At 59.0% G+C, this 12711-nt stretch carries 10 protein-coding genes; 7 read left to right on the top strand and 3 right to left on the bottom strand.

Going from position 1 to position 12711, the window contains the following annotated elements:
- Positions 1 to 53: 53 nt before the first annotated feature.
- Positions 54 to 1355, bottom strand: a complete 1302-nt coding sequence (locus tag HQN82_RS21645) for an extracellular solute-binding protein (RefSeq protein WP_173615901.1) — start codon at positions 1353 to 1355, stop codon at positions 54 to 56.
- 196 nt (positions 1356 to 1551) lie between these two features.
- On the opposite strand from HQN82_RS21645, the gene HQN82_RS21640 reads away from it, so the two are divergent.
- Genes HQN82_RS21640 through HQN82_RS21630 form a run of 3 tightly spaced genes read left to right on the top strand, consistent with a single transcriptional unit; the run spans position 1552 to position 4562 of the window.
- Positions 1552 to 2751 (top strand): ROK family transcriptional regulator, encoded by a 1200-nt coding sequence (locus HQN82_RS21640; protein ID WP_004438840.1) that lies wholly within the window; start codon positions 1552 to 1554, stop codon positions 2749 to 2751.
- A 51-nt stretch (positions 2752 to 2802) separates the two neighbouring features.
- Positions 2803 to 3903: a Gfo/Idh/MocA family protein gene (locus tag HQN82_RS21635; RefSeq protein WP_173615900.1), complete on the top strand. Its 1101-nt coding sequence runs from the start codon at positions 2803 to 2805 to the stop codon at positions 3901 to 3903.
- Positions 3904 to 3920: 17 nt separating this feature from the next.
- Positions 3921 to 4562, top strand: a complete 642-nt coding sequence (locus HQN82_RS21630; RefSeq protein WP_003506506.1) for a ThuA domain-containing protein — start codon at positions 3921 to 3923, stop codon at positions 4560 to 4562.
- A 958-nt stretch (positions 4563 to 5520) separates the two neighbouring features.
- Here HQN82_RS21630 and HQN82_RS21620 read toward each other — a convergent pair.
- Complete coding sequence (locus tag HQN82_RS21620; RefSeq protein WP_272955774.1) at positions 5521 to 5793, bottom strand: helix-turn-helix domain-containing protein; 273 nt, start codon at positions 5791 to 5793, stop codon at positions 5521 to 5523.
- 117 nt (positions 5794 to 5910) lie between these two features.
- Between HQN82_RS21620 and HQN82_RS21615 the strand changes: the two genes are divergently transcribed.
- The gene (locus tag HQN82_RS21615; RefSeq protein ID WP_173615898.1) at positions 5911 to 6564 is read left to right on the top strand and encodes a hypothetical protein; all 654 of its coding nucleotides are present in this window, start codon (positions 5911 to 5913) and stop codon (positions 6562 to 6564) included.
- Entirely contained in the window at positions 6561 to 7511 is a 951-nt protein-coding gene (locus HQN82_RS21610) for a HEPN domain-containing protein (protein WP_234904887.1), read from the top strand. Before HQN82_RS21615 ends, HQN82_RS21610 begins: the two co-directional genes overlap by 4 nt.
- A gap of 243 nt (positions 7512 to 7754) precedes the next feature.
- On the opposite strand, the gene HQN82_RS21605 is transcribed toward HQN82_RS21610, so the two are convergent.
- Entirely contained in the window at positions 7755 to 9113 is a 1359-nt protein-coding gene (locus HQN82_RS21605; RefSeq protein ID WP_173615896.1) for an amidase, read from the bottom strand.
- A gap of 301 nt (positions 9114 to 9414) precedes the next feature.
- On the opposite strand from HQN82_RS21605, the gene HQN82_RS21600 reads away from it, so the two are divergent.
- On the top strand, positions 9415 to 11757 hold the full coding sequence (locus HQN82_RS21600) for a sensor domain-containing phosphodiesterase (RefSeq protein ID WP_173615895.1): 2343 nt from the start codon (positions 9415 to 9417) through the stop codon (positions 11755 to 11757).
- Between the two features lie 29 nt (positions 11758 to 11786).
- Positions 11787 to 12680 (top strand): amino acid ABC transporter substrate-binding protein, encoded by an 894-nt coding sequence (locus HQN82_RS21595; RefSeq protein ID WP_006697233.1) that lies wholly within the window; start codon positions 11787 to 11789, stop codon positions 12678 to 12680.
- Positions 12681 to 12711 lie beyond the last annotated feature (31 nt).

Here is a 12711-nt window from a genome sequence, read left to right as displayed (position 1 = left end):
ATGGAGGCAGATAAGCAGCGCCGCACATTAGCGGCGCCGCCATGGAAACCAGATCAGCGCAGTTCGAATGCGTCCTGAATCTGCTGGGCACCCTCTTCGGCAGTCATCTGGCCGGAAACGATCTCAACCGAGATATCGTTGACGACACGACCGACGGCAGCGCCGAGCGTCTGGTCGAAGAAGTTCTGGTGCCAGGTGGAAGCAGCAAGCTGCTTGGCGGAATCCGCCAGCAGCGGGTTCTGCACCGCACCGGCAGCCCCTGTGGCAACCGGCAGGATCATACCGGCGGTCGCCATTTTCTCTTCGCTTTCCTTGCTGGTGAGGAAGGTGGCGAAATCGACAGCCTCCTTGGAGGCGTTCTTGGTAAGCGCCCAGCCGTTCAGGCCGCCCAGAGTGTCTGTAGCCTTGCCTGCGCCGCCTTCGACAACTGGGAAAGCGAAGCGACCGATATTTTCAGGGGCCAACCCCTTGCCGTCGCCGGCATTCTTGCGCTGGTTCGCTTCGGTATTGTCGAAGCCGAGAATGATCGCTGCCTTGCCATCCCCGAAGACGCCAAGAGCCTGCGGCCAGGTAGCGCCGAGATAACCGGGCTGGAAGGGTTCGAGCTTGCCGAACTCGGCCAGTTGCTCACCCGCCTTGATAATCGCCGGATCCATAAATCCTTCGCCTTCACCCTTGCGGGCTGCGTCAAACACGGCCTGGCCGCCATTGCGCATCACGAGATAGCTCCAGTAAAAGTGGATCGGCCATTTCTCACCGCCGCCACCTGCAATCGGCACGATGCCGGCGTCTTTAATCTTCTTCACCGTCGCGCTGAAGTCAGCCCAGGTCTTGATGTCTTCGGCCTTCACACCGGCCTTGGCGAAAAGCTCCTTGTTATAGAAGAAGCTGACGAGGCTGACACGATAAGGTACGGCCCAGACCTTGCCGTCGAAAGACAGGCCGTCAATCGCGGATGCGTTATAGGCCTGGCGCAGCTTGCCGCCATCGGCGTCGAAAACCTCGGTCAGATCCTTCAGCGCACCGGTTTTGGACTGTTCCTCAAGAACGCCACCACCCCAGCTATAGAAGAAGTCCGGAACATCGTTCGATTGCAGCAAGGTCGGCAATTTTGCCTTGAAGGCTTCGTTTTCGAGGAACTGCAGCTGAACATCCACATCGGGGTGCTTGGCCTCGTATTCCTTGGCAATTTCTTCCCAGACAGCCACGGATTTCGGGTCCAGCTCAACATGCATCCATTTAACGACCGTCGCGGCCGAGGCGCTTGCTGCGCCGAGCATGAGAGCAATGCTTGTTGTTGCGGCAAAGCCTGTCAGCCTGCCGCTCAGGCTTGCGCCTGCGTGCCAAATCGTCATGATGGTGATCCTCCCTCGGGGATTTCCTCATTTATTCCCCAATGCGGATTAATTCACATTAGCCCTCGCCCAATGTCAAGGCACTATGCCGATTTTTTGCGCGAACGGCTTGACACACCCCTCCCCTACGCCGTTATTTAATCCGCAACCCGACGTAAATCGGTTCTCGAACCGGCATTGATCGCAGCAGGACCCCATGAAGACCGCAGACCCCGAACTAATGCGCGCGATCAACAGGCTGAGCGTGCTGGACAGTATCCGCCGACATGGGCCCATTTCCCGCGTTGAGATCAGCGAACGCACCCAGCTCTCCACCACGACCGTTTCCGCCATTACCGCCTCACTTTTGGATGACGGGCTCATCCTGACCCGGCACCTGGGCGATATCCGCACCGAAGGTGGGCGCGGCAGGCCGCGTGTGATGCTGGAGCTGAACCCGGATGCCGCCCGCGTTGTGGGCGCCAAGATTGCCGCGAACCGCATGGTCTTTGTCGTCACCGATTTTTGCGGCAATGTACTCTCCACCCTTGCCTTGCCGATCCGGGTAGACCGCCAGCCCATCGGCGTCATCGCCGATCTGGTGGAGGACGGCGTAAGACGTTGCGTCGTCGATGCCGGTCTATCGCTTGAGGATGTGGACATGGTCTGCCTCGGCCTGCCCGGCGTCATCGAACATCGCACCGGCAAGATTCGAAGCAGCCCGATTTTGCGGGAAGTGAATGTTAATTTCGCTGAGGAAATGACGGCACGGCTGAATTCGCCGACCATTATCGAAAGTGACGCCCACGCGATCACGCTTGCCCATCACTGGTTCGGCCATGCGCGCGATCTCGAAGACATGGTGCTGATTTCGCTAGAACAGACGCTCGGCCTTGGCGTGCTGCACCAGAACCAGCTCTTCCGTGGCGCGGGCGGTCTCAGCCACAATCTGGGTGACCTCGTGATCGGCCTTGCCAATGAAGGCACGGTGCGGCTGGCGAGCCAGGCCGGCGAAAACGCAATTTTGGGCTCCCGCCCGGCCGACGGACGTTTTGCCGAAGCGATCCGGCTCGGCCGCGGCATGCAGCATGCCCATGCGCTGATTGCGGCTGAAGACCACGATCTCATCACGGCCGCCTTGCGCGCCGGTGCCGCCCTCGGCCTGACACTAGCCAATATTGTCACGCTGTTTGCACCGCCGCGGGTCATCATTACCGGCTCCAGCCTCGAACTTGGTGAACCTTTCATCGCCAGCATTCGCAACAGCTACAATGCCGCAGTGCCGCCATCTCTGGCCGGTGTGGCGGAACTGGTTTTTGATGTTGCGAGCGACGAATTGTGGGCGCAGGGGGCCGCGGCCGTTGCGCTTTACGAACTTTACGAATCGCCATGGAACACGACCGGGCCAGCGCTCTAACCCGCAGGGGTGAGCACAGGCCAAGGCATTTCTGATTTACGGGAGGATTATATGAACAAAGTCGGCATCGGCATCATCGGCTGCGGCAACATTTCCAGCGCCTATCTCAAGGCCATGGCTTCGTTTCCCATTCTCGACATTCGCGGTCTTGCGGATATGAACGAGCAGGCGGCAAAGGCCCGCGCCGACGAATTCGGCCTCCAGGCGAGAAGCATCGACGCACTTCTCGCCGATCCCTCGGTGGAGATCATCGTCAACCTGACGATCCCCAAGGCGCATGTGGAAGTGGGGCTGCGAGCGCTTGAGGCGGGTAAGCACGCCTATTCCGAAAAGCCACTCGGCATCAATTTCGCCGAAGGCAAACGCCTCGCGGACGCGGCAAAGGCAAAGAGCCTGCGCATCGGCTCGGCTCCGGACACCTTCCTCGGCGGCGGGCACCAGACAGCGCGCCGGTTGATCGACGAGGGTGTGCTTGGCCAGCCCGTGGGCGGCACCGCCACCTTCATGTGCCCCGGCCACGAGCGCTGGCACCCCAACCCCGCCTTTTATTATGAGGTCGGCGGCGGACCGATGCTGGATATGGGACCGTATTACATTACCGATCTCGTCAACCTGTTTGGCCCGGTCGCCAGGGTGGCGGGTTTTGCCATTGCCCCCCGCAACGAACGCCTCATTACAAGTGAGCCAAAGAACGGCGAAAAAATCCCCGTCCATGTCGCCACCCATGTGTCCGGCGTGCTGGCCTTCGAGAACGGCGCCGTTGTGCAGGTGGGTATGAGCTTCGATGTCGCCGGCCACAAACATGTGCCGCTGGAACTCTACGGCACGGAAGGTACGCTGATCGTCCCCGACCCCAACCATTTCGGCGGCGAGGTGCAATTGTTGAAGAAGGGCGGACAGTTCGAGCCGCAGACCCTGTCTTCGCCCTATGCAGACGGAAATTACCGTTCGATTGGCGTCGCCGACATGGCCTACGCCATCCGCGAGAACCGTCCGCACCGCGCCAATGGCGATCTTGCCCTCCACGTGCTGGAGGTCATGGAAGCCTTCCAGACGGCGTCAGATAGCGGAACGACCGTTTCCATCACCACCAAGGCGGAACGTCCTGCTCCGCTTGAAACATCGCTGGTCGACGGCCAGCTCGGCAAATAATCCCGAGGAGGAAATAAATGCGCGAAGCACTCATCGTCTGGGGCGGCTGGAGCGGCCACGAGCCGCAGGAATGCGCCACCATCGTCAAGGACATTCTGGAGGAGGACGGTTTCAAGGTCTATGTCGAGCACAGCACCGAGGCTTTCGCCGATCCGTCGGTGCATGATCTCAGCCTTGTTGTGCCTATTGTCACCATGTCGAAGATCGAGAAGGAAGAAATCAAGAACCTGACGGCGGCTGTTGAAAACGGCGTCGGCATCGCCGGCTTTCATGGTGGCGCGGGTGACAGTTTTCGCGAATGCGTGGAATACCAGTTCATGATCGGCGGGCAATGGGTCGCCCATCCCGGAAATATCATTGACTACACGGTCAACATCACCCGCCCTGACGATCCACTGATGGAGGGAATTTCCGATTTTCCTTACACGTCAGAGCAATATTACATGCATGTCGACCCCTCCAACGAGGTTCTGGCGACGACGAAATTCACCGGTGACCACGCCTGGTGGATCGACGGCGTGGTGATGCCGGTGGTGTGGAAACGCAAATACGGCAAGGGCCGCGTGTTTTATTCGGCGCTCGGCCACCAGGCCAAGGAATTTTCCGTGCCGCAGATGAAGACCATGTTTCGCCGCGGCGCCAATTGGGCGGCGCGTTGAGGTTATCGGGAGCCTCTCCCTCGCAACGTCATCCTCGGCCTCGCGCCGAGGATCGGCAGCAAATCCTCGGGACAGGCCCGACCACCTACCGAGACCGACAAACGGGATCATACGTTGTCCGGTTTTGGCTTGTAGCCGGGTTTGCCGGTAGGGTCGATCCAGTCGAGACAGTGCCACGCTCACCTTGCAGGATGATGGAATCGTCGCCCCCTTATCGGCTTAGGCCACGGCGATGCGGTCGATGAGCTCGCGGATGCGTTCGGCAGCCTCGAGTGCCTGATCGGGATGGGACAGCGTCTCGGTCAAACGCTCGATCCTGCGTCGGTAGGTTCCCGCGATGCCCGGATGAAGATCGGGAACGCCTCAGGGATATCGGAAAGACGCGTGGCAAGACTCTCCTGTCTGACCTCCAGTTTCGTGAGCAGGTCGGACAGGCGCGATGCCAACCACTAGATGCCTAAGCGGATGAGAGATGCGCGGGAGATGGCGCGGTCGGACTAGGTCTTCACGACAGTCCAGCCTTCGCGGGCGGCAGGTTCGCGACACCGGCGCAACTGGTCTTCGATCGAAGCGTCACGCTGGTGTCGGAGGAATTGCGGGCATAAAGGGCGACACGCGTCATGTTTGACTTCTCCATCGTTTGGCAACGTGGCGTGCCGGTACGGAGCCGTCCGGTCAAGGCTGGCGCGGGATGTGCCACAGCGGAAAGCGGAGCGGCCTTAAGGGGGCGGTTTCTTTCGGGCAAAAAAGCCTTTCAAGAATTGGTCTTGCCGCAGTTTTTCTGTGCATCGGCGTAGGGCTGTCATTCACAGCCAGTCAGGGCAGCAAATTACCGTTTTGCAAAAGATATTTAGCCGTCGTCGCAAGGGGTGTAGATATGGCGGAAAAAGGAAAACCTGGAGTCCGGGACCTTGGTCGGGCCAAGATCTATACTGTGACGGACTGCAATCCAGACTCATCAAAGCGTGGTCTTCTTCGCCAGTCGTACGCCCGGCCCACTACCGTTCTCCGGGATGAACTCTATTCCAGCAGCTTCTAGTGCTGTGCGGATCGCTTGAAGGTTATTGGCGTGGGGTAGACGGATACCACGTTCAAAATCAACGACGGTGGGCCGGGATACCTTCGCTGCGTCGGCTAGCTGACTTTGGCTCAGGCCCAACATGGCTCTCGCTCCCCTACATTGCGCGGCAGAAATTTTACTCGAAGGCAAATGTTGATCCAGTTTTGACATTTTGACAAATCATTGTTAAATTAACAGACATTGCGTGCAGCAACGCCCGCAGCCGAGCGAGATGCTTGCTCCATCTCACTCGGCCTGACCAGACCCAAGCTGTATGGAGCTCAGATCATGGCTGATTCTGACAATAGCACGACTTTGCCTTGCGTCACCCGCAGGAAGTTGCTGGCGGGTAGCGCCATTGCAGTCGGCGTATTGAATTCCGACGCCTTCGCCCGCAACGAAATCAAGGGAGATGCGCCCTTCGATCCGGTCGTGCCCCTGTGGCACCAGTGGCGGGGTGCCCACAAGCTCACGGAGCGCCTTCGTTCCCAGCAGCAGAGCCTCGAACGGCAGCTTGCAGAGATCGTTGGTTTTCCTTTCGCTACGATCCAGCTGTCCGATGGAGAACCGTTGGCGGCCTATTCCCGCGAGGCAATCCATGATGTGTTCCGTCTCGCGCCTCAGCAGGCTGCAGCCTGCGCCAAAGCTGAAGCCGAGTTCGCGGCTCATCAGTTGCGGTGGGACAGGGCCGACCGGGAAATCGGATATTCAGCCGCAGTGCAGGCTGAGCGGGAGGCTGGTGCCTGGGCAGAAAGCCTGCTCCATGCCATGGCCACCACATCTGCCACAACACTTTCGGGTGTGGCAGCCAAGCTCGACGCCGTGCTGAACGAAGGCAATATCTGGGAGGACGGCTCCGAGTTTCCATGGCCTCATATACGCTCTGCGCTCAACGACATCAGGCGTTTAGAAGAATCCTTCGCCAAAGATGGCGCACTGTGAACTTCCCCGGTGTCTGCGGGGTTCAATATGAGACGTTGCGCGACAGGATCGGTCACCTTCCCGATCAAAGGCGCTGGGAACTGCAACGGATCGCACGAATCCTCTTCGACGAATTCGTTAATGCCCAGAAGGGAAAACTATCGGCAAAAAACAAGGGTGGCCGTATTCTTAAACTTGTTCTCTTCGGCCCCTGCGCACAGGAAACGCCGACGGGAGACTTCAGGGGCGATTGTCGCTATGAATATTACCTCCTAGTGGTCGTCAACACCAAAAACTTTGCCGCGCCCCGCTTCTGGAACAATGCTGCAGAAGGCCTCCTACGAGAACTGACGGTCACCGGACGCCTGGCTACGCCGGTGAACTTCATCGTTCATTCTATTATGGACCTCAATGACCATCTCGCGCACGACCGCCCCTACTTCGTGGACATTGTCCGCGACGGCATCATGCTCTACGAGATGCCGGGCTTTCCGCTCGTCACGCCCAGGGCGCTGGACCCCAAAGTCGCCAAAACCGAGATGCGTGGCGTTTTCGACCATTGGTTTCCAAGCGCCTCGCATCGCTTCGAGTTAGCGAAGGAGGCGATCGGGCGCGGCTATTGCAGGGAAGCTGCGTTCGATCTGCATCAAACCGTTGAACGGCTTTATCATTGCATCCTGCAGGTTCTGGCACATTATAGCCCCAAAACCCACCGGCTGACATTTCTGCGTGCTCACGCCGAACGGGTCGCACCCCTGCTGACTACGGTCTGGCCCAGCGATAGCCGTTTTGCAAAGCGATGCTTTACCCGCCTTGAACGGGCCTATGTGGAGGCCCGCTATTCGCGCGGCTATGAAATCAGCGATGAAGAACTGGCCTGGCTGTCTGAGCGTGTGGAGGTTCTGAGGAAAACTGTCGCTGCAATCTGCTCGGCGCACCTTGATGCTTTCAACAGCGCGAGAACGTAAAGACTGGGCCGCGACGTGATGTGATGCGGTGTTGCGCAGCCGGAGAGGCTCCGCACCGCAACCAGCCGCTACCGCCTCGATTACAGCAACCCAAAGCCGCTGGAGCGAACTCAAACTGGATAGAACTTAGGGCACCTCAGGGGATTAAGTCTCTATAGTCAGCAAATATCTGTCACGGTCAAAACCTGCCCGAGGACGACGAAGGACAGGTTCTACGTTATCAACAAGCCGGAAATGAACCCCTCAAACCCGAACGATTTCTTCCGCCGCCATCGCCGCGCCCAGCACATGGTCATCCGTGCCGTCCAGCCCTGAAAGCAGCAAGCCAACCGGCATGCCTGCGTCGCCCGCTCCACACGGGATCGAAACACCGCAGAGATCGAGGAAGTTACCGATCTGCGTGTTGCGCAGGGTTTTTGCATTCATCGCGAAAAAGGCATCGTCACTTTGGAGAAGCGGCGCGACCCTGGCCGCAACATGCGGCAATGTCGGCGACAGCAGCAGTTCGCCTTTTCCGATCATTCCCGAAAACGCCGCAGTCATGCGTTGCCGCGCATCGATAATGGCTATGTAATCCGGCATAGAAATATTGGCCCCCAGCTTCGTTCGTGCGACAACGCGCGGGTCCATGCGCGCGGCATCAGCACCTTCCAGCCGTGTTTTGTGCAGGGCAAAGGCCTCCGCGGTCACCAGCGCACCCTTTTCCTTGATAAGCTCGAACAGTTCCGAAAAAATCGGGAATGCCTGTCCTCGCACCGAGGCACCGGCGCGGACAAGACGGTCCACCGCCTGCTCGAAAGCGGCCGCGACTTCGTCCTCGATTCCGTCGAAAAATACGGTCTCGGGCACAACAAGCGAGAGGCTGGAAAGTGGCACGCGCTGCACATCGGCGGCAGTCCTACCCCGCATGGCGGCATCCACCCAGACCGCATCCTGAACCGTGCGGGTGAGGGGCCCGAGCGAATCGAGACTCTTCGCCAATGGATATACGCCGCGCATCGAATAACGGCCGCGACTGGCCTTGTAGCCTACCACGCCATTGAAAGCGGCGGGGATGCGGACCGATCCGCCCGTATCCGTGCCGATCGCCACCGGCACCAGACCGGCCGCCACGGCCACGCCCGCACCGGAGGAGGAACCGCCAGGCAGACGGTGTCCATCCGTGGAAAGGGGATTACGCGGCGTGCCGTAATGCGGATTGATGCCAAGACCGGAAAATGCAAACTCGCTCATATTCGTTCGGCCGATGCAGATCATGCCAGCCTGTTTCAGCGCGGTCACCACATCAGCGTCCCGCGACGCAGGCTCATCATCCGCAAGCACGGTCGACCCGGCCGTGGTCACCGTTCCCTCCAGATCAAAAAGATCCTTCCAGCCCAAGGGAATGCCGTCAAGAAGCCCGCGGGAACGGCCTTCGCGAACGCGTGTCGATGCGGCCTCCGCTTCGGCGGCGGCCCGCTCCGCCGTCAGCCCTATGAAAATGGCCTGATCGGCCTCCTGACGGATCGCATCGACTGTCTCTTCCACCAGGGCGCGCGGATCAAGGTGGCCACCCTGGATGAGAGCGGAAAGCTGCGCGATGTTCTTGCCCCTGTGAGCCATGACGAAATTCCCTAAAATCGGCGTATGATGCCCAACATGCCGTTTATGCAAGGCTTGGCAAGGCCGGTCGCGGGATTTTCCCGGACGGCCGTTGCCGTCACTGGAACTTGCTGCCAGCGTCTATTTCTCAACCTGAAGTGCAAAGACAGACCGCTTATATAAGCAGCGACTGTAAAAAGACGGATTAATTCTTAATCGCATCTAAACTTTGTTGAATTATTTAGCAGACACCATTGAAGTGCATGCCCTATAAAAATTCCATAAAACAATCATAACGCGACATCGCGGGGGACTATCGCGAATGGAAGAGACTGCCTATCGGGGGATGGATAGACAGGTAGAGCCCGGCCACATGCTTCGCTCAACGACGCCGCCGGAAAAGGGCCGGTCGTCGCGGCGGCGCTCGCTCGCCAGCAAGATAACCCTGATTTTCCTGGGTGGGGTGATCTTCGCCTACAGCATCGGCGCGCTTGTCGGCTGGTACATGTTCGTTGCCGCCGCCAGCGAACAGTGGCTCAATCAGGCCCGCGTCAACTCCCAGATTGCCAGCGCCACCCTTCGAAGCATCTACACCTATGTCAGCGTCACGGCTGATACCGATGGCCAGGTCAACGGCATTTTGACCGACAAGCCTATCGGCGACGATGAATCCATTCTCGTTACGGGCTTCAATCCAAGCGATGTTCTCGCGCTCATAGGCGCCCAGACGAAAAATGCCGTCTGGCTATTCCGCTATGATGACGCCGATTCCGGTTTCAGGCAGATCGCAGCCGCCTTCGACAACGCCACAGACGATGATGAAAAACCGCTCGCTACCGACCCGATCTTCGCCAGAGATGCCGTGGCGGCGCGCTTCGCGACGGGGTTTGCAACCATAGGCGACTCCAGCCACTATATCGGCCTGCTGCCGATCATCAGTACGGAGACGAAAAAGCCGATCGGCGCGGTCGCCGTCAGCATCGGTGGTTCGGATGCGCTTTATGGTGCGCAGCGCAAACTGATCTACAATTCGCTCATCGCGCTGATCGTGGTGCTGACCGTGACAGGTGTTCTGGTAACGGTCATCGCGCGGCATTTCCTGAAACCCGTACCGGCGCTGGTGCAGGCGACCCTGCGGATCGCCCGCGAGGAAACCGATGTCGCAACCCCCTTTCAGGACCGACGGGATGAAATCGGCGACATGGCAACCGCCATCGAGACGCTGCGCGAAGCCGTTCTGGAACGCGGACGCCTGCGGCAGATACGCGACATGGCGCAGCAAATGGAGCACATGGCCCATCACGATGCACTGACCGGGCTTCCGAACCGGGTGCTGCTGATGAAGACGCTGGAAAACCGCCTTGAGCATCTCTCAGCGTCCGGCCAGCTGTTCAATGTCATGCTGCTGGACCTCGACCGTTTCAAGGCCGTGAACGACACGCTCGGGCACGCGGCCGGCGACGCCCTGCTGGTGGCTGTCGCTTCGCGGATCTCCTCCGTCCTCGGAGAAAACGACATGGTGAGCCGCCTGGGCGGCGATGAATTCGCGATCATACAGTCGACAAGCGGCGACTTTGAGAGCGATGCGGCGATGCTGGCAGCGCGGGTGGTGCATGCCGTGTCGCGCAGTTTCGCGCTCGAAGGCAGCGACATCAGCATCGATACCAGCATCGGCATCGCCTGTGCGCCAGGTCACGGCACATCGGCCACACAGCTGCTGCAACATGCCGATCTCGGCCTTTACCGGGCGAAATCCATGGGTTGCGGCTATTTCGTCTTCTATGAGCCAGGCATGGACATGGCTGCGCAGCACAAGCACGCGCTGGAAATAGACATGAAATCCGCCCTCGAAAACCATGAGTTCGAGCTGCATTACCAACCCGTAGTCAATCTGCAGAGCGGCCGCATCGTCGCCTATGAAGCGCTTGCCCGCTGGCGCCACAGCAAGCTTGGCCTGATCTCTCCGGACCGCTTCATCGCGCTTGCGGAAGAGAACAACTTCATCAGGCCCTTGGGCGAGTGGGTTTTGGCGCAGGCCTGCATGGATGCAATGACCTGGCCGAAGGATATCAGACTTGCCGTCAATCTATCCGCCGTTCAACTTTGCAATGACGATATCGTCCCCATTGTGGACCGGGCGCTTGAAGCATCCGGATTCCCGGCCGAACGGCTTGAGCTGGAAGTGACGGAAACGGCTATGCTTGAGCGCGACAGCAGCACGCGCGTTCTAAAAATGCTGAAGGAAAGAGGCGTCCGCCTCGCGCTTGATGATTTCGGCACCGGTTATGCGGGGCTCAGCACGCTCACCCACGTCGCTTTCGACAAGATCAAGATCGACCGCGAATTCGTTTCCGGCCTTCCGACCAATCCCATGTGTTCGGCTATCGTCAACACCGTCATCGACATGGCCGAACAGATCGGGCTGAAGGTGACCGCCGAGGGGGTGGAAAACATGGAGCAGGTCGAAGTGCTCAAACTTTCCGGATGCGACGAGGCCCAGGGCTATTATTTCGCCGAGCCTGCACCGCTTGCGCAGGTTCTAAAAAACCGTGCGGTCATCGTCCAAGTGGGAAAAACCGAAATCGCCGATCGAGCCGCGCAGACGGGCCACGATGCCGGACGACCGACACAGGACACCTATTGCCCTTCACAAAAAGCGATTTGAGAAACCGGCCGCCGGCCAAGAGGACATAAATGCGTATTGCAGTCTATTGCCTTTTCCTCACATGCTTTGCCCCCCTCACCCCGCTGCAGGCTGCCGGTGAAGGCGACACGCTTCAGCAGATCGCCAGGACCGCAAAAATCCGCATCGGCTATCGTGAGGCTGAACCTCCCTTTTCCTATCAGCTGCCGAACGGAGAAGTGACCGGTTTCTCAACCGATCTCTGCAGGACGATCAGCGAGGACATTCGCAAGTCCCTGAAACTCGACAAGCTCGACGTCGAATATGTCAAGGCCACGCCCGCCACCCGCTTCATCCTTGTCCGCGGCGGTCAGATCGATATCGAATGCGCCGCCACGACCAATAATAGCGACCGTCGCAGGATCGTGGACTTTTCCTATCCGAATTTCATGACGGCAACACAGTTTCTCTCGCGCAAGCAGGACAATCTGAAAAGCCTCGCCGATCTGGCAGGCAGGTCAGTCACATCCGCCTCCGGAACCGTCAATATTGAGCAGCTCAATGCCGTGAACCGTGAGAAGAACCTCAATATCTCCGTCATGCCGACGAAAACCAACGAGGAAGCCTTCGCCCTCGTCGTTTCCGGCAAGGCTTCGGCTTTCGTGATGGATGGTATCCTGCTGGCGGCGCTGGCGGCGACATCTGAGAATCCGGATCTTTATGCGCTTTCCGAGGAGACGCTGAGCGCACCCGAACCCTATGGGCTGGTTTTCCGTCGCGACGACCCGGCCTTCAAGGCGGTCGTCAACGACAGTCTGAAACGGATTTTCACTGGCCCCGCCATTCATGATCTCTATGAAAAATGGTTCACCAGACCCATTCCGCCAAACGGCATGAACCTGAACCTGCCGATGGCAGCAGCTCTGAGACAGGCCTACGAACAACCGAAAGAATATCGGGATTAAGGTGCTCCCACCGCCCCGCCTCCATTTTCAT

It is taken from the genome of Agrobacterium pusense (assembly GCF_013285525.1).
GTDB lineage: Bacteria > Pseudomonadota > Alphaproteobacteria > Rhizobiales > Rhizobiaceae > Agrobacterium > Agrobacterium pusense.
This window is presented reverse-complemented; position numbering and strand designations above follow the sequence as displayed.